This is a genomic window from Paucibacter sp. Y2R2-4 (assembly GCF_025717535.1).
GTDB lineage: Bacteria > Pseudomonadota > Gammaproteobacteria > Burkholderiales > Burkholderiaceae_C > Paucibacter_A.
This window is the reverse complement of the sequence record NZ_JAJIRO010000005.1, coordinates 257,431-273,521: the sequence shown is the minus strand read 5'-3', so window position 1 is coordinate 273,521 and position 16,091 is coordinate 257,431. Positions and strand designations below refer to the sequence as shown.

Genomic DNA, 16,091 nt, shown 5'->3' with positions numbered 1-16,091 from the left:
ATGAGCACCCCAACCGCCTCCACCGGCGCCAGCTCCGGCGTGTTGTATTCAAGCGGCGCGGGGGCAACTCGTGTTGCCCAACTGAAAGCCATGCCGCGCAAGAACGGGGAAGCCTCGTTCTTCTTTTATGACGCCCATTTCAAGAATGCGGCGGTCAAGATCTTGCCCGGCGAGTACTTTGTCGACACCGAAGACATTCTGGTGATGACCACATTAGGCTCGTGCATCGCGGCTTGCCTTTGGGATCGACATGCCCAGATCGGCGGCATGAACCATTTCATGCTGCCAGAAGGCAGCGGCGATTCCGGCCGCTACGGCTCCTTCGCGATGGAACTCTTGATCAATGAAATGATGAAGCGCGGCGCGTCCAAGAGCCGCATGGAAGCCAAGATCTTCGGCGGCGGCGCGGTCATTGCCGGCATGAACACCATCAACGTCGGCGAGCGCAACACCAACTTCGTCATCGACTATCTGAAGACGGAACGTATTCCCATCGTGTCCAAAGATGTGATGGACATCTATCCCCGCAAGGTCTGCTTCCTGCCCCACAGCGGCAAAGCCATGGTCAAACGCTTGGCTCCGACCAATGCCGAGGCTCTGGTGCAACAAGATCGCGCCGCAGCCCAGAAGGCTCAGCCGGTGGTCGCCACGGGCGGCTCCGTCGATCTGTTCTGAGCCTGCCCCCTGTTAGGAGAAGTAGAAAACATGGCCAAAATCAAAGTTGTGGTGGTGGATGACTCGGCGCTGGTGCGCAGCATCCTGAGCGAAATCATCAACCGCCAGACCGATATGGAATGCATTGGCGCTGCTGCCGATCCACTGCTGGCGCGCGAAATGATCCGCAATCTGAACCCTGATGTCATCACGCTGGACATCGAAATGCCCAAGATGGACGGGCTGGATTTCTTGTCGCGGCTGATGCGTCTGCGCCCCATGCCGGTGGTGATGGTCTCCACCCTGACCGAGCGCGGCGCAGAAGTCACTTTGAAAGCGCTGGAACTGGGTGCGGTGGACTTTGTCGCCAAGCCAAAAATCGGCGTCGCAGACGGCATCCGCCTCTTGGCCGACGACATCACCGACAAGATTCGCATCGCCGCCAAGGCCCATATTCGCCGCAGCCATGCGGCGCTGTCCGCCAGCCCCACCGGCGCGGCGGCACATGCGAGCTCCGCCCCGCCGCCACCGGCCAAACCGGTGACCATGGCGAGCTTGGGACGTCTCTCAACCGAAAAGATCATCTTCATCGGTGCCTCCACCGGCGGCACGGAAGCCACCAAAGACGTGCTGCTGAATCTGCCCGCCGACTGCCCGGCCGTGGTCATCACCCAGCACATGCCTCCAGGCTTTACCAAGAGCTATGCAGCGCGACTCGATGGCCTGTGCCGCATTCGCGTCAAAGAAGCACAAGACGGCGAACGGATCTTGCCGGGTCACGGCTACATCGCCCCGGGCGGTTTTCACCTCAGCGTGGAGCGCTCAGGCGCCAACTACATCGCTCGGGTGCAAGACGGTGAACCCGTGAATCGCCACAAGCCTTCGGTCGAAGTTTTGTTCCACTCCGCTGCACGGGTGGTCGGCCCCAACGCCCTGGGCATCATGCTGACCGGCATGGGCGCTGACGGCGCCAAGGCCATGAAGGTGATGAAGGACGCCGGCGCCTACAACTTTGTGCAAGATGAAGCCAGCTGCGTGGTCTTCGGCATGCCGCGCGAAGCCATTGCGGCGGGTGCGGCCGACGAAGTGCTGCCGCTGTCGCAGATCGCGCCGCGCCTGCTCGAACGTCTGCGCAGCACCGCCGGCATCTCGATCAACCGGGTTTGATCCGAGAGCGACTCGCCGCTTGGGTCTGTCAGCGACCCCAAGCGCGCGGTATTTCCTCACACAGAGGCCAGTTTTAGCACGCCAGGGCGAGATCGTCGTAGCCCTGTCACCTTCGTCGGGCAGCATTGCGCCATGACGACCATTGCCCTCCCCGACCGCCAGGCAGAGCACAGCCGGCGCCTTGAGCGTCCGCTCAAATTACGAGTAGAGAACCTCATCCAAGAAGACCTGCTGAGCACTTTGTTTCAGCCCATCGTCCAATTGGATTGCGGCTTGATCTACGGCCACGAGGCCTTGGTCCGAGGACCAACTGGCAGCTCACTGGAGTACCCCGATGCCTTGTTCGCCGCCGGGCGCCGCGAAGGGCTGACGGTCGAGCTCGAAGTGCGCTGCGCCCAGCAAGCGCTCAAAGACTGGAGCCGCCTCAAACTGCCAGGCAAGCTCTTGATCAATATGAGCGCCACCGCCCTGGCCCGCGCGGTCGCACACGATGCAGACGGTCGTGGCAGCTTGTTCGTTTGCGAGGACTATGGCGTCAAGCCCGGCAGCATCATCATTGAGTTGACCGAGCACGAGCGGGTCACCGATATCGACAGCTTGCGCCAGGCCATCACCAGTTTGCGCCGTCAAGGCGTGGGCATTGCGCTGGATGATTTTGGCGATGGTCGTTCGTCCTTGCGCTTGTGGTCGGAGATGCAGCCCGACCTGGTCAAGATCGACAAATACTTCACCCACGATTTGCCGGCCCATGCCGAGAAGCTGCAGACCTTTCGCGCCTTGCTGCAACTGGCCGAAACCTTTGGCGCCCAATTGGTCGCCGAAGGCATCGAAAGCGCCGAAGAGATGCGCGTGCTGCGTGATCTGGGCGTGGCCTTTGGACAGGGCTGGCTGATCGGCCGCCCCTCGGCAGAAGGTGCACACGAGGCCTTGGTGGCCGCCCGCGAAGTCTTGGCCAGCAATGACATCGCCGTGTTGCCCGAGCTGCGCCGCGCCTCCAGCAATGGCGTCACCGCGGAACGCCTGATGGTCGATGCCGTGACCGTGCGCGAAGACACCACGCATGAACAATTGTTCCGCCTGTTCAACCAACATGAGCAACTGCATGCCATCGCGGTTTTGAACGCCGAGCAGAAACCAGTGGCCCTCGTCGACCGCAGCCAATTCATCAACCGCTGGGCCAAGCCCTTCTTCAACGATCTGTACGGCCGCCACGCCTGCACCTTGTTTGCCAACCCCACGCCGCTGATCGTGGATGCAGACACCGGCATCGAAGCCCTGACCACGGTGCTGACCTCGGCCGACCAACGCTATTTGCGCGAGGGTTTCATCATCACCCGTGAGGGCCGCTACCTGGGCTTGGGTACCGGCGAGCAACTGGTGCGCTCGGTCACCGAGGCGCGCATTGAGGCGGCGCGACATGCCAACCCGCTGACCTTCTTGCCGGGCAATATTCCGATCAGCCAGCACATTGGTCGTCTATTGACCAGTGGCCGCGAGTTCGTCGCGGCCTATGCCGACTTGAATCACTTCAAGCCCTTCAATGACGAATACGGCTATTGGCGCGGCGACGAGATGATTCGCTTGGTGGCCCGCGTGGCCAGCAGCCATTGCGACAGCCAGCGCGACTTCCTCGGCCATGTCGGCGGCGATGACTTTGTCATGCTCTTTCAAAGCGATGACTGGGAGCATCGCTGCGAGCAAATCATCGAGCGCTTCAACAGCATGGCGCGCAATCTCTTCGACGCGGCCGCACTCGAGGCCGGCGGCATCATGGCCGAAGACCGCCATGGCGATCTGCGCTTTCACCCCTGCACCACGCTGAGCATCGGCGCTGTGCGGGTCGCACCAGGCACACTGCACCGCGCGGAGGAAGTAGCCACAGCGGCCGCCACCGCCAAGCGCCATGCCAAGCATGAGCAACTCAGCGTGTACGTGATGGCGGCTTGAAGGGCAAGCACGCCTTCAATCGGCCAAGAACAAGGCCTGCAGGTCGTTGAGAAAGTCAAAGCCGCGCGGCGTGGCAGCGATGCGTGCGGGATCCACCTCCAACAAACCTTGGGCGCGCGCTTGCTCCAAGGCCTTGGTAATGCTGGAGGGCGGCAAGCCGGTGCGCTCCAAGAAGGACTGCATGGGCACGCCCTCGCGCAAGCGCAGCGCATTGAGCATGAACTCAAAAGGCAGCTCGGCGCGCGTCACCTCGTTCTCATTCGATACCGCAGCGCCCTCGCCCGCCTTGCTCATATAGGCAGCGGGCTCACGCCAACGCACTTGGCGCAGCACCCGGTGCGGGAACGAGAGCTTGCTGTGCGCTCCCGCACCTATGCCCAAGTAATCGCCGAACTGCCAGTAGTTCAAGTTATGCGCACAGCGATGGCCAGCGCGCGCATAAGCCGACACCTCATAGCGCTCCATTTCAACGCCACCGGTTCGCGCGGTGATCAGGTCCAGCATCTCGCTGGCCAGATCCGCATCCGGCAGGCCACTGGGCGGCGCTGTTGCAAAGCGGGTATTGGGCTCAATGGTCAGGTGGTAGACCGACAGATGCGGCGGTTCGAAATTGAGTGCCGTCGTCAATTCCAGAGCCAACTCGGCCAAGGTCTGGCCGGGCAAGGCGTACATCAAATCAATATTGAAGGTCTCAAAGGCCTGGGCCGCCTCGCCAATGGCAGCCAGCGCCTGCTCGGCACTGTGCACCCGACCCAAGGCCTTGAGCTTGGCGTCGTCAAAGCTCTGCACACCGATAGACAAACGGGTTACGCCGGCATCCCTGAAGCCTTTGAAGCGCTCCCGCTCAAAGGTGCCAGGATTGGCTTCCAAGGTGATTTCGCAGCCCGCCTCCAGCGGCAAGCGTGCGCGCAGGTCTGAAATCAGCTCGGCAATCTGCTCCGGTGCAAACAAGCTGGGCGTGCCGCCGCCGATGAAGATGCTGACCACCGGCCGGCCCCAGATCAAGGGCAGCGCGGCTTCCAAATCGGCACGCAGCGCGGCCAAGTAGGCTCGCGCCGTGTCAGCCGGCAACTCGCGCGCGGCGCCATCAACCCGCCACTCATGGCTGTTGAAATCGCAGTAGGGGCATTTGCGCAAGCACCAAGGCAGGTGCACATACAAAGACAGCGGAGGCAACGCCGCCAGCTGCAAGGTGCCGGGTCGCATCAGGTGCAAGACATCAGCCAAGATGCCAGACCTCACGCATTTGGGCGACCAAATCGGCGGCCGCCAGAGCGCGGTGGCTCTGAGAGTTCTTCTCTGCAGCACTCAGTTGCGCCACGCTGCGACCCAAAGCAGGAATGAACATCAAGGGGTCGTAGCCAAAGCCCGAGTCGCCTTGCGCCTGAGGCAAGATCTGCCCCTGCCAGCGGCCCATGGCGATCAGCGGCTCGGGGTCAGCGGCGCTGTGCACGGCGACCAGGGCACACACAAATCGGGCAGCACGTTGCTCGGCTTGCGGAAAACCAGCCAACTGCTCCAGCAAGACGCGGTTGTTGTCCGCATCCGACTTGGGCTGGCCAAACAGCGTGGCATAACGCGCCGACAAGACGCCAGGCGCCCCCTTCAGCGCTTCGACCGCCAGACCCGAATCGTCGGCCAGAGCCGGCAGTCCGCTCAAACGCGCGGCGTGGCGCGCTTTGGTCAAGGCGTTCTCGACAAAGCTCTCAAAAGGCTCCTCCGCCTCGGGAATGCCCAGCGAGCCCTGTGTCACCAGCTCAATGCCGAGCGGCGCAAACAAGACTTGCAGCTCGGCCAGCTTCTTGGCGTTGTTGGAGGCGAGGACCAGTTTCATCGTCTTCAAACTCCAAGCGCTGTCTTCTGGGCGGCTAGCAATTCACCAATGCCCTTTTCGGCCAGATCCAACAAGGCATTCATCTCCTTGCGGCTGAAGGCCTGGCCTTCGGCCGTGCCTTGCAACTCGACAAAGCCGCCGCCGGCGGTCATCACCACATTCATATCGGTGTCGCAGGCCGAATCCTCGGTGTATTCCAGGTCCAGCAAGGGCTGCCCATCAACGATGCCGACCGAGATCGCGGCTACCGCGTCGACGATCGGCGACTGACTGATCTTGCCCTGGGCCAGCAGCCAAGTGACCGCATCATGCGCCGCAACAAAAGCGCCGGTGATGGCTGCCGTACGGGTGCCGCCATCGGCTTGGATCACATCGCAGTCGAGTGCAATGGTGCGCTCGCCCAGTCGCTTCAAATCGAACACACAGCGCAGCGAGCGGCCAATCAATCGCTGAATCTCTTGAGTACGGCCACTTTGCTTGCCGCGTGCGGCTTCGCGGTCGCTGCGGGTGTGGGTGGCGCGCGGCAACATGCCGTATTCGGCCGTCACCCAGCCCTCGCCCGAGCCGCGTTTGTGCGGCGGCACTTTTTCTTCCACCGATGCAGTGCACAAAACCTTGGTGCCGCCGAATTCGATCAGCACCGAACCCTCGGCGTGGCGGGTGTAGTGGCGGGTGATGGTGACAGGGCGCAAAGCGTCGGCGCCACGGCCATCCGCCCGTGTGTTCACGCGGGAAGTTTCTGCAGTCATGGATTCAAGTCTTTCTTCAGGAATTCTTCTTGGCGGCCGGATCTGGCGCAGCCACTTTGGCAGCGTTGTCGGCGCGACTGTTCGCCTGGCGGATCACTTCATTGATCTCACGCACCGAGCGGTCTAGCTCGTCTTCGTCCATCTCGTCGCGCCGACCGGCAGCACCCATGCGGCCTTGAATGGTGGAGGCAAAGCCTTGATCGTCCAGCCCCAAGGTCGAGATCGCTTCGCTGTCGGCTTCCGGATCGCCGGCGCCTTCCCACTCCACCGCCAAGACCGTCACGTTGTCGCAGCGCACGCCGCCGTTGCGCAGGGCCTGCTCCACCAACTCGGGCACCGCGTCCGATATCGGACGTTTCGCCAACTGCTCAGTGATTTCATCGTCGGCCACCGTGCCCCACAAGCCGTCCGAGCACAGCAACAGGCGGTCGCCCGGCTCCAACTGCATCGGACCGCTGATGTCCACCATCGGCTTGCCCGGGCTGCCCAGGCAGGTGAACAAGACATTGCGATTGAAGGCATCAGCCCCTTGCGGCACGCGGCCCAAAGCCGCCTGCAGCTCGATATAGGAATGGTCACGGGTGCGAGCGATCAATCGACCGGCTCGCACCAGGTAGAGCCGCGAGTCGCCGCAATGGGCCCAATAGGCATTGCGCCCCTGCAAGACGCAGGCCACGATGGTGGTACGCGGCGTGTCGGACATTTGCTTGTCGGCCGCATAGCGCAAGAGTTGCTGCTGCGCGATCAGGATGGCGTCTTGCAGATACTCATCCGGCTTGGCCAGTGCGGGTTTGGCTTCGCGCTGGAATAGCGCCGCCAAAGTCTGCAAAGCCAGTTGCGCCGCAACTTCGCCCTCGGGGTGTCCGCCCATGCCGTCGGCCAAGGCAAACAGCCCGGCTTCCCGCGTGTAGCAGTAGCCCATGCGGTCTTCGTTTTTCTCACGCCCGCCACGCCTGCTGACCTGGTAGGTGCTGAACCTCACGCCTTCGCTCCGGTCTTGAGATTCTCCAGCTGCAGCTTCAAGCGCTCACTGAAGCTCAGCTTGGTGTAGCGACGCTCGGTTTCGCGGGCCAACTCTTTTTGCAAGGAGAAGACGCTTTGCGGCCGCGCCAGCGGGTCCAGCGACATGCACCACTCGGCCACTTCGATCATATTGTCGGAGTAGACATTGCGCAGGCGCGACAGACTCAGGGCCAGGCGGTCTTTCTCCAGGCGCTGTGGCGCGTCATTCGGCGGATAGCCTTGCATGCAGGCGTAGATGCACGCGCCAATGGCGTAGATGTCGGTCCAAGGGCCTAGCGAGCCATCGCGGCGATACATCTCGGGCGCAGCAAAACCAGGGGTGTACATCGGGCGAATGAAGTTGCCTTCTTTGCTCAGCACCTCGCGTGCCGCGCCAAAGTCCAGCAGCACCGCCTTGTTTTCATTGGTGATGAAGATATTGGCAGGCTTGATGTCCAGATGCAGCATCTTGTGCTGATGCACGATGCGCAGGCCGCGCAGGATTTCATCGAACAAGCTGCGAATGGTGGACTCGCGGAAGACCTTGTCGCGCTTCATGTCGCGCGCGGTGACGATGAAGTCCTGCAAGGTGTCGCCCTGCAGATAGTTCATCACCATGTAGACGGTTTCGTTCTCGCGCAGGAAATTCAGCACCGAGACCACGCTCGGGTGAGAGATCTGCGCCAGCGAGCGGCCTTCTTCGAAAAAGCTTTTCAGCCCCAGGCGGTAAAGCGGCTGTTTCTCGGGTTTGACGCGCGGCGTCAACTCGCCCGGCGAGCGCTCGGCCAAGGAGGAAGGCAGGTATTCCTTCAGGGCCACCAGGTGGTGCTCGGGGTCTTCGGCGAGATAAACAACGCCGAATCCTCCTGCTGCCAGTCGCTTGATGATCTGGTAGCCCCCAACCACCGTGCCGGCTGGCAGAGGCGCCGGTTTTGGCTTTGACATAATCGAGTTTTATTTACACACCGGACGCTAGATGCCAGTCTACAGCATGACGGGATATGCCAGCGCCAGCTCGCAGCCCTCCGCCCCCAGTGAAAACACTGCGGTCTCCAATGCCAGCCCCCATGCCGGCGTGACGGTTGAACTGCGCTCGGTCAACGGCCGATTCCTGGACCTGAGCCTGCGCATGCCCGAGGAGTTGCGCGGACTCGAACCGGCCCTGCGCGAACTGCTGACCACCAAGCTCAAACGCGGCAAGGTGGAGATGCGCATCAACACCCAGCGCGAAGGCGATGGTGCTTGGCCGCAGCCGCAGGCGGATCAACTCAACAAGCTGTCGCGCCTGGAAAACACCGTACAAAGCTGGCTGCCGAAAGCGCAGCCGCTGTCGGTGCACGAAGCCTTGCAATGGTGCAAGGGCGGCGGCTCCGCCACTGAAAAGCTCGATGAACCGGCCCTGGAAGCCGCACGCCAATGCGTGGTGGGTTTGCTGGAAGCGCGCGAGCGTGAAGGCGAGAAGCTGGTTGCCATTTTGATGGAACGCATCGCCCGTCTGCGCGAATTGGCCGACGCGGCCGAGCCGATGCTGCCGGCCATCGTGCAGCGTCAACAGCAACGCTTTTTGGAGCGCTGGCAAGAGGCGCTCGCCACCACCGGCGCGGCCCAGACGATTCCGGAAGAAAACCTGCGCGAACGGGCACTCAACGAAGCCGCCGCTTACGCCATCCGCATCGACGTGGCCGAGGAGTTGGCTCGCCTGCGCGCGCATCTGGAAGAAATTGCCCGCCTGCTCAAAAAGGGCGGCGAAATCGGCAAGCGCCTGGACTTCCTGATCCAAGAACTGCACCGCGAAGCCAACACCTTGGGCTCCAAGGCCGCAGCGCTGGAGCTGACCAATATCTCGGTGGAGATGAAGGTCGCCGTGGAGCAGTTGCGCGAGCAAGTGCAGAACATCGAATAAACACACAACCGGCAACACTCCGCATGGAATACCCAGGCAATCTTTTCGTCGTTTCGGCCCCCAGCGGCGCCGGCAAATCCAGCCTGGTCAAGGCCTTGCTGGAGCTGGACGCCAAGTTGGACGTCTCGATCTCACACACCTCGCGCGCGCCGCGTGGCCAAGAGCAACATGGCCGCGAATACTGGTTCACCAGCGCGGAAGAGTTCCGCGCCATGGCCGATCGCGGCGAGTTTTTCGAATGGGCCGAGGTGCATGGCAATCTCTACGGCACCTCGCGCGCTGCCATCGAAGCCCGCATGGCACATGGCGATGATGTGGTGCTGGAGATCGACTTCCAAGGTGCGCTGCAGATCAAACAGCTGTTTCCCTACGCGGTCTTGGTCTTCATCTTGCCGCCCAGCTGGGACGAGCTGGAGCAACGCCTGAAGCGCCGTGGCGACACCCAGCCCGAGGTCATCGCCAAGCGCATGGCCAATGCCCGACTCGAGGTGGCGAAGGCGCAAAACTTCGACTTTGTGGTCGTGAATGCGGTTTTTGACACCGCAGTTTTCGATTTGAAGGCGATTGTTCATGCGCAGCGGTTAAAATACGCGGCTCAGCGCAGAAACCGCTCGGCCGTGTTCACGGCCCTGGACCTCCCTTGACCTGCCTTGGGCTTCTCAAGTGCCTTCTGCTGTCGAATATTTTTGAACACCTGACCTGGAAAATTCATATGGCCCGCATCACTGTTGAAGACTGCCTGACCAAGATCCCGAACCGCTTCCAGCTGGTGCTTGCCGCGACTTACCGCGCTCGCATGCTGAGCCAAGGTCACACCCCCAAGATCGAAAGCAAGAACAAGCCTGGCGTGACCGCTCTGCGCGAAATCGCCGCCGGCGAAGTCGGCATCGAAATGCTGCGCAAAGTGCCGGTCTGAGCCTCAGCTCACCCCCACTGAACTGAATCAACGGGCACCTTCGGGTGCCCGTTGTCGTTTCCATGCCCTTTCAGCCCTGCCCTCTGCTGCTGATGCGGTAAATTAGGCTCATGGGTTTTCGATCATTTGCTGTTTCTCGCCTGCCCGCCGCCTTGAGCGGCTTGTCTGGCCTACGTGCAACGCCCGAACCGACGGAGGCCGAGGCGGCATCGTTTGACGCCTTGGTCCATCGCCTGAGCTATTTGCCCAAGGCCGACATCAAGCGCATTCGCGAAGCCTATAAATTCGCGGACGAAGCCCATCTGGGCCAATTCCGTGCCAGCGGCGAACCCTACATCACCCATCCGATTGCGGTCGCCGGCATTTGCGCCGAATGGCGGCTGGACGCCCAAGCCATCATGGCCGCGCTGATGCACGACGCCATGGAAGACTGCGGCGTCACCAAGACCGAGCTGATCGAGCGCTTCGAGGCGCCCACCGCCGAGTTGGTCGACGGCCTGACCAAGCTGGACAAACTGCAGTTCTCCACCAAGGAAGAATCGCAGGCCGAGTCCTTCCGCAAAATGCTGCTGGCCATGGCGCGCGATGTGCGCGTCATTCTGATCAAGTTGGCCGACCGTTTGCACAATATGCGCACCATGGAGGCCATGGCCGCGCACAAGCGCCGCCGCATTGCCCGTGAAACGCTGGACATCTACGCCCCCATCGCCCATCGCCTCGGTCTGAACCAGATCTACCGCGAACTGCAAGACCTCTCCTTTCAACACAACAACCCCTGGCGCCATGCGGCGCTGGACAAGGCCATCACCAAAGCGCGCGGCAATCGCCGGGACCTGGTCTCGCGCATTGAGCGGGATGTGCTGAAGGCTTTTGAGCACAGCGCCCACAAGGTTGAGATCCACGGTCGCGAGAAGACCCTGTATTCGATCTACAAAAAGATGAAAGACAAGCACCTGAGCTTTGCCCAGGTGAGCGATATCTTTGGCTTTCGAATCGTCGTGGACGACTTGTCGCAGTGTTATTTGAGCCTCGGTGTACTGCATCAGCTTTACAAGCCGCAACCGGGTCGCTTCAAGGACTACATCGCCATCCCCAAGCCGAATGGCTATCAGTCACTGCACACCACGCTGGTGAGCCCGCTGGGCACGCCGGTGGAATTTCAGATCCGCACCGAGGCCATGCATATGGTGGCCGAAAAAGGCGTGGCCGCACATTGGCTCTACAAAAACGCCGGCAACAACCAAAGCGCTCAAAGCGCCCAACAAATGGGCTCGCGCTGGCTGCAGTCGCTGATCGACATTCAGGACGAAACCCGCGACGCGAACGAATTTTTGGAGCACGTCAAGATCGACCTGTTCCCTGATGCGGTCTATGTGTTCACGCCCAAGTCCAAGATCATGGCCCTGCCCAAGGGCGCCACGCCGGTGGACTTTGCTTACGCCATCCATTCCGATGTGGGGGACCATTGCGTGGCGGCGCAAATCAATGGCGAACCGGTGCCTTTGCGCACCGAGCTGCGCAGCGGCGATGTGATCGAGATCGTCACCGCCGCTGGCGCACGCCCCAACCCTGCCTGGCTGAGCTTTGTGCGGACCGGGCGCGCGCGCTCCAAGATCCGACACTTCCTGAAGAACTTGGAGCAGGAAGAGTCCCGCGACTTGGGCGAAAAAATGCTCTCCCAGGCGCTGCGCGCCGAAGGCTTGGCCTTGCCCAGCTTGAGCGATGAGGATGCACACGCCGCGCAACTCTGGCAGCAACTCGCGCGCTGGGCCGGCAACCGCCATGTGGACGAACTCTTGGTTGAAATCGGTCTGGGCCGCAAGATCGCCAGCATCGTCGCCAAAAAGCTAGCCCGCATGCTGGCCGAGCAAGGCCAGCGGCCCGACGCCGTCATGCTCAGCATGGGCCGTTTTGCAGCCGACGACGCGCCGGCGCAAGGCCAGGTCACGCTGGATGGCAGCGAAGGCGCCTCGGTACGCCTGGCAAGCTGCTGCAGACCCATCCCTGGAGATGAAATCAAGGGGTATCTTGGTCGCGGCGAAGGCTTGCTGGTCCACACCGCCGAATGTGCGGTGGGCCGCCGCCTCTTCCAGCGAGACAGCGAGCACTGGATTGCCGTCAATTGGTCCGAGGAGTTGACCCGCCCCTTTGAAGCCGCCGTGTCCATTCTTTTGAACAACGGCAAAGGGGTACTGGCCCAGGTGGCTGCCGCGGTCAGCTCGGCCGAGGCTGACATCACCCATATCGTGATGAATGACGAATCTCAGCAGCGCGAAACCGCCGAGATGAATCTGCTGCTGTCGGTTCGCGACCGCCTGCACCTGGCCGATGTTTTGCGCACCCTCAAACGCTCGCCAGTGGTGCTGCGGGTTTGGCGCGTTAAGCCTTGAAGTTCATGCCTGGCTTGGCGCTGGATAGTTAACCTCCAGCACCTCGATCTGCTCGACGCCGCCCGGCGTCATCAATTGCAGCTCATCGCCCACGCGTGACTTCAAAAGCACACGCGCAATTGGGGCGATCCAAGACACCTCGCCGGCCAAGCTGTCTGACTCATCAATGCCCTTGATGGTGATGGTGCGCTCATCACCTTTGGCATTGCAGTAGGTCACGGTGGCGCCAAAAAAGACTTGCTCACTGCCATGATGAACGCTGGGATCGGCCACCTCAGCCAGGTCCAGGCGCTTGCTCAAGAAACGCAGGCGGCGATCAATCTCACGCAATCGCTTCTTGCCATACAAGTAGTCGCCGTTCTCTGAGCGATCGCCGTTCTTCGCAGCCCAGGACACGATTTCGACAATCTTGGGGCGCTCTTCGTCCAGCAGCGTCATGAACTCCGCCCGCATGCGCGCGTAGCCAGCCGGCGTCATGTAGTTGCGCGTGCCTTGCGGCAGCGCAGGCAGGCCGACTTCGTCGTCATCGCCATCTTGCTGCTCGTTTTCCTTGGTGAATGCCTTGCTCATGGCGTGTATTGTCGTGCCAAGAAAAGCTGCCTCGACAAACCATGCCCTCTTCTGCTGCTCACTCCGGCTCCTTGCAAGGCCTGCGCGTGATTGAAATGGCCGGTATCGGCCCGGCGCCCTACTGCGGCATGCTGCTGGCCGATATGGGAGCCGACGTCATCGTCATCGAACGCCCCGCATCAATGCGCAGCCTGAGCGGTGGCGAAGCCATGAATCGCGGCAAGCGCTCAGTTTGCCTGGACCTGAAGCAAGAAGCCGGGCTGCAAGCCGCGATCGCCTTGATCAACGGCGCTTCTGCTGTGATCGAGGGCTACCGGCCCGGTGTGATGGAGCGCCTGGGCTTAGGCCCGGCAGTCTTTGAGGACAGCAACCCGCGTTTGATCTACGGGCGCGTAACCGGCTGGGGCCAAAGTGGGCCTCTGGCACATGCTGCAGGGCATGACATCAACTATGTCGCCCTGACTGGCGTGGCCTCACTTGCAGCACGGCCCGGCTCTATGCCCAGCCTGCCCGCCACAGTGATCGGCGACATGGCCGGCGGCGGCATGTTCCTCGCATTCGGCCTGCTCTGCGCCATCCTGGAGTCTCAGCGCTCGGGACGCGGCCAGGTCGTTGACGCGGCCATGATCGACGGCGTGGGCAGCTTGAGCGCGCTGGTTCATTCGATGCGTGGCAGCGGACTCTGGCCTGCCGACGATGCTCAGAATCTATTCATGCATCAATCCCCCTTCTATGACGCATTTGAATGCGCGGACGGAGGCTTCATCACCCTGGGCGCCATCGAGCCGCAGTTCTTCAAAGAGATGTTGCGCCTGCTGGATTTGGGCGACGTAAACCCAGCCTGCCAATTCGACGCCAGGCAGTGGCCCGCGCTGCGCGCTCGGGTCGCCGAGCGCATACGCAGCCGCACGCGAAGCGAATGGACGCAGCAGCTAGAAGGCAGCGATGCTTGCTTTGCGCCGATTCTGAGCCTGGACGAAGCCGTCGCCCATCCCCATCAGCTGGCACGCGGCAATTTCCAACGCGTCAACGGCCAATGGCAGCCTGCCGCGGCGCCTAGGTTTTCTCGCAGCCAGCCTCGCGCACCGCAAGCCGGCCCTGCGGCGGGCAGCCATACGCAGGAAGTCTTGTCGGAACTGGGCCTCCCACCCGATTTGATCGAGCGCGCCAATGCCAAGAACTAGCCCCAGACTCACAAACCCGTGAGCCCAAACGGAAAAAGGGCCAGTGATTTCTCACTGGCCCTTCTCTCTTCTTATTAGTTTGGTGCGGCTGGCAGGATTCGAACCCACGACCCCTTGGTTCGTAGCCAAGTACTCTATCCAACTGAGCTACAGCCGCTCCAAGCCCTCTACTATAGCATTGATTTTTAATTCAACACAAGAGGAAAACGATTTGCGTCAAAAAATTCTTTTCAAAACTTCTCGCCGCTTTTTCAAAAAAACTTTGCCCGATTTTTAATCAGACTCGAAAACCAAAACTCTTGACGAGTATCCGTCCTCGATTTGAGATATTGAAAAAGGGTCAGCGATTAATCACTGACCCTTGTTTCTATTCTTCTTGTTTTGGTGCGGCTGGCAGGATTCGAACCCACGACCCCTTGGTTCGTAGCCAAGTACTCTATCCAACTGAGCTACAGCCGCGAAGCCTTGCACTATAGCATGACTTTCATGACCATGACAAGAATTTGCCACATATTTGCATTACTGAACCAAGGCCGCAGCTTCATGGCAGCGCGCGCGCCGCTCTTGATTGCCGTCGTGATCGGCCATTTGCGCCAGCATCAGCCAGCTGCGGCGCCGCGCTGCCGCTGACATCTCGCGGTCATCGCAAACCTGCTCCAGCATCAAGCGTGCCTTGCCCCACAGCTGGCGCTCGGCCAAGGCGTGACCCAAGGCGTAGGCCAGATACTTGTCTCGAGGAAAACGTTGAACGGCAGATTCCAGGCGTTGCAGCCATTCCGGCCCCAAACCTGCCAAGACTTGGACCAAGGCCTCGGCCAAGACCGCGCGCTCGTCGGCAGGCATTTCGCCCACATCATCCCAAAAGGGGCGCAACCAGCCGCGCCCGTCATCCGGCGCACCGAGCACCGCAGCGCGTTGCGCGGCTCGCGCGGCGACCAAGACATCGCGCCGATCGGCCGCGTCCAGTTGCAGCCAGACGGCGCGAAGCTGATCGACATCGCGGGCACCATCCAAGGCCTCAAAAGCCAGAGAGCGCAACAAGCCCTGAGCTGCTGATTTGGAGAAGCCTTGATGCTTGGCCAGCAAGCGGGCGGTGCGCAGAGCTTCCAAAGACTGCTTGGCCAAACGCGTGGCCTGCAGCTTCAAGCGCAAAGCCTGGGTGCGGCGCGCCACGCCAGGATTCAGGTCTGCCAACAAGGCCAGGGCTCGGCTGGCATCACGGTCATCCAAGGCCCATTCGGCAGCCAAGAGCAAGGCGCCCTCTTCCTGCGGCCGGGTCGCGGCACTGCGGCGTGACAGCTCAAGCGCCAGTTGCAACTGTTCATCGCGACGACGTCGGTCTTGCAAGCGGTGCGCGCTGCTGGCGGCCAATAAATGACCCAGGGCCAAGAAGCCCGCGTCTTGAGCCAAGTCGGGCGTTTGGGCATGAATGCTGAGTGCCCGTTGAGCGGCCTTCTGAGCTCGCCCGTAACGTGCACCAAAAAACTCGGCCAAAGACTCCCGCAAAGCCAGTTGCGCCGTGCGCTCACGCTGGGCCAAGCGCCATTCGCGCGCACGCCTTGGCAAGCTGGTCAGGGAATTCAGCGTTTGAATGGCGGTCACAAAGGCAAAGCAGCTGCCGACCAGCACCAGCAAGAACAGGTTCAAGGAGACATCAAGCCGCCACCCATTCCAATAAAAACTCGCCAAGCCATCGTTGCGACCCAAAACCAGGGCCGCGACAACCGCAACAGCGAAGAGCAAAACCAACCAAATGATGGTGCGCATGAACTCGC

Annotated in this window: 15 protein-coding genes and 2 tRNA genes; 8 read left to right on the top strand and 9 right to left on the bottom strand. The window is 61.4% G+C overall.

Annotated features, from left to right (window positions below; translation table 11 throughout):
• From cheD to LNV06_RS19675, 3 genes are all read left to right on the top strand, one after another.
• Positions 1 to 675, top strand: coding sequence for a chemoreceptor glutamine deamidase CheD (gene cheD / locus LNV06_RS19685; RefSeq protein ID WP_263539989.1), 675 nt, complete (start codon positions 1 to 3; stop codon positions 673 to 675).
• 30 nt (positions 676 to 705) lie between these two features.
• On the top strand, positions 706 to 1,821 hold the full coding sequence (locus LNV06_RS19680; protein WP_263539988.1) for a protein-glutamate methylesterase/protein-glutamine glutaminase: 1,116 nt from the start codon (positions 706 to 708) through the stop codon (positions 1,819 to 1,821).
• Between the two features lie 132 nt (positions 1,822 to 1,953).
• The gene (locus LNV06_RS19675; protein WP_263539987.1) at positions 1,954 to 3,768 is read left to right on the top strand and encodes an EAL domain-containing protein; all 1,815 of its coding nucleotides are present in this window, start codon (positions 1,954 to 1,956) and stop codon (positions 3,766 to 3,768) included.
• Between the two features lie 15 nt (positions 3,769 to 3,783).
• On the opposite strand, the gene hemW is transcribed toward LNV06_RS19675, so the two are convergent.
• The 5 genes from hemW to LNV06_RS19650 are packed head-to-tail and all read right to left on the bottom strand — an operon-like array spanning position 3,784 to position 8,298.
• Positions 3,784 to 4,974, bottom strand: a complete 1,191-nt coding sequence (gene hemW, locus LNV06_RS19670) for a radical SAM family heme chaperone HemW (protein WP_263540256.1) — start codon at positions 4,972 to 4,974, stop codon at positions 3,784 to 3,786.
• 13 nt (positions 4,975 to 4,987) lie between these two features.
• Positions 4,988 to 5,602, bottom strand: a complete 615-nt coding sequence (gene rdgB, locus LNV06_RS19665) for an RdgB/HAM1 family non-canonical purine NTP pyrophosphatase (protein WP_263539986.1) — start codon at positions 5,600 to 5,602, stop codon at positions 4,988 to 4,990.
• 5 nt (positions 5,603 to 5,607) lie between these two features.
• On the bottom strand, positions 5,608 to 6,351 hold the full coding sequence (gene rph, locus LNV06_RS19660) for a ribonuclease PH (RefSeq protein WP_263539985.1): 744 nt from the start codon (positions 6,349 to 6,351) through the stop codon (positions 5,608 to 5,610).
• A 16-nt stretch (positions 6,352 to 6,367) separates the two neighbouring features.
• Positions 6,368 to 7,333, bottom strand: a complete 966-nt coding sequence (locus LNV06_RS19655) for a PP2C family protein-serine/threonine phosphatase (RefSeq protein ID WP_263539984.1) — start codon at positions 7,331 to 7,333, stop codon at positions 6,368 to 6,370.
• On the bottom strand, positions 7,330 to 8,298 hold the full coding sequence (locus tag LNV06_RS19650) for a serine/threonine protein kinase (protein ID WP_263539983.1): 969 nt from the start codon (positions 8,296 to 8,298) through the stop codon (positions 7,330 to 7,332). The genes LNV06_RS19655 and LNV06_RS19650 overlap by 4 nt, the downstream gene beginning before the upstream one ends.
• Before the next feature lie 31 nt (positions 8,299 to 8,329).
• Between LNV06_RS19650 and LNV06_RS19645 the strand changes: the two genes are divergently transcribed.
• From LNV06_RS19645 to LNV06_RS19630, 4 genes are all read left to right on the top strand, one after another.
• A complete protein-coding gene (locus LNV06_RS19645) occupies positions 8,330 to 9,256 on the top strand; it encodes a YicC/YloC family endoribonuclease (RefSeq protein WP_263539982.1) in 927 nt (308 codons plus the stop codon).
• A 23-nt stretch (positions 9,257 to 9,279) separates the two neighbouring features.
• Positions 9,280 to 9,900, top strand: coding sequence for a guanylate kinase (gene gmk, locus LNV06_RS19640; RefSeq protein ID WP_263539981.1), 621 nt, complete (start codon positions 9,280 to 9,282; stop codon positions 9,898 to 9,900).
• A 68-nt stretch (positions 9,901 to 9,968) separates the two neighbouring features.
• Positions 9,969 to 10,172: a DNA-directed RNA polymerase subunit omega gene (rpoZ, locus tag LNV06_RS19635; RefSeq protein WP_124452325.1), complete on the top strand. Its 204-nt coding sequence runs from the start codon at positions 9,969 to 9,971 to the stop codon at positions 10,170 to 10,172.
• A 110-nt stretch (positions 10,173 to 10,282) separates the two neighbouring features.
• A complete protein-coding gene (locus LNV06_RS19630) occupies positions 10,283 to 12,562 on the top strand; it encodes a RelA/SpoT family protein (protein WP_263539980.1) in 2,280 nt (759 codons plus the stop codon).
• A gap of 3 nt (positions 12,563 to 12,565) precedes the next feature.
• Here the strand turns inward: LNV06_RS19630 and greB are convergent, their stop codons facing one another.
• Positions 12,566 to 13,132, bottom strand: coding sequence for a transcription elongation factor GreB (greB, locus tag LNV06_RS19625; RefSeq protein WP_263539979.1), 567 nt, complete (start codon positions 13,130 to 13,132; stop codon positions 12,566 to 12,568).
• Positions 13,133 to 13,173: 41 nt separating this feature from the next.
• On the opposite strand from greB, the gene LNV06_RS19620 reads away from it, so the two are divergent.
• Positions 13,174 to 14,316: a CaiB/BaiF CoA transferase family protein gene (locus LNV06_RS19620; RefSeq protein WP_263539978.1), complete on the top strand. Its 1,143-nt coding sequence runs from the start codon at positions 13,174 to 13,176 to the stop codon at positions 14,314 to 14,316.
• Between the two features lie 80 nt (positions 14,317 to 14,396).
• Here the strand turns inward: LNV06_RS19620 and LNV06_RS19615 are convergent.
• From LNV06_RS19615 to LNV06_RS19605, 3 genes are all read right to left on the bottom strand, one after another.
• Positions 14,397 to 14,473: transfer RNA gene (locus tag LNV06_RS19615), tRNA-Arg, on the bottom strand.
• A gap of 225 nt (positions 14,474 to 14,698) precedes the next feature.
• Positions 14,699 to 14,775 (bottom strand) — tRNA-Arg (locus tag LNV06_RS19610).
• Positions 14,776 to 14,835: 60 nt separating this feature from the next.
• A complete protein-coding gene (locus LNV06_RS19605) occupies positions 14,836 to 16,083 on the bottom strand; it encodes a heme biosynthesis HemY N-terminal domain-containing protein (RefSeq protein WP_263539977.1) in 1,248 nt (415 codons plus the stop codon).
• Positions 16,084 to 16,091: the final 8 nt, after the last annotated feature.

Coding starts and splice junctions, on each gene's coding strand:
- cheD (WP_263539989.1), top strand. CDS start 1: ATGAGCACCCCAACCGCCTCCACCGGCGCCAGCTCCGGCGTGTTGTAT.
- LNV06_RS19680 (WP_263539988.1), top strand. CDS start 706: ATGGCCAAAATCAAAGTTGTGGTGGTGGATGACTCGGCGCTGGTGCGC.
- LNV06_RS19675 (WP_263539987.1), top strand. CDS start 1,954: ATGACGACCATTGCCCTCCCCGACCGCCAGGCAGAGCACAGCCGGCGC.
- hemW (WP_263540256.1), bottom strand. CDS start 4,974: ATGCGACCCGGCACCTTGCAGCTGGCGGCGTTGCCTCCGCTGTCTTTG.
- rdgB (WP_263539986.1), bottom strand. CDS start 5,602: ATGAAACTGGTCCTCGCCTCCAACAACGCCAAGAAGCTGGCCGAGCTG.
- rph (WP_263539985.1), bottom strand. CDS start 6,351: ATGACTGCAGAAACTTCCCGCGTGAACACACGGGCGGATGGCCGTGGC.
- LNV06_RS19650 (WP_263539983.1), bottom strand. CDS start 8,298: ATGTCAAAGCCAAAACCGGCGCCTCTGCCAGCCGGCACGGTGGTTGGG.
- LNV06_RS19645 (WP_263539982.1), top strand. CDS start 8,330: ATGCCAGTCTACAGCATGACGGGATATGCCAGCGCCAGCTCGCAGCCC.
- gmk (WP_263539981.1), top strand. CDS start 9,280: ATGGAATACCCAGGCAATCTTTTCGTCGTTTCGGCCCCCAGCGGCGCC.
- rpoZ (WP_124452325.1), top strand. CDS start 9,969: ATGGCCCGCATCACTGTTGAAGACTGCCTGACCAAGATCCCGAACCGC.
- LNV06_RS19630 (WP_263539980.1), top strand. CDS start 10,283: ATGGGTTTTCGATCATTTGCTGTTTCTCGCCTGCCCGCCGCCTTGAGC.
- greB (WP_263539979.1), bottom strand. CDS start 13,132: ATGAGCAAGGCATTCACCAAGGAAAACGAGCAGCAAGATGGCGATGAC.
- LNV06_RS19620 (WP_263539978.1), top strand. CDS start 13,174: ATGCCCTCTTCTGCTGCTCACTCCGGCTCCTTGCAAGGCCTGCGCGTG.
- LNV06_RS19605 (WP_263539977.1), bottom strand. CDS start 16,083: ATGCGCACCATCATTTGGTTGGTTTTGCTCTTCGCTGTTGCGGTTGTC.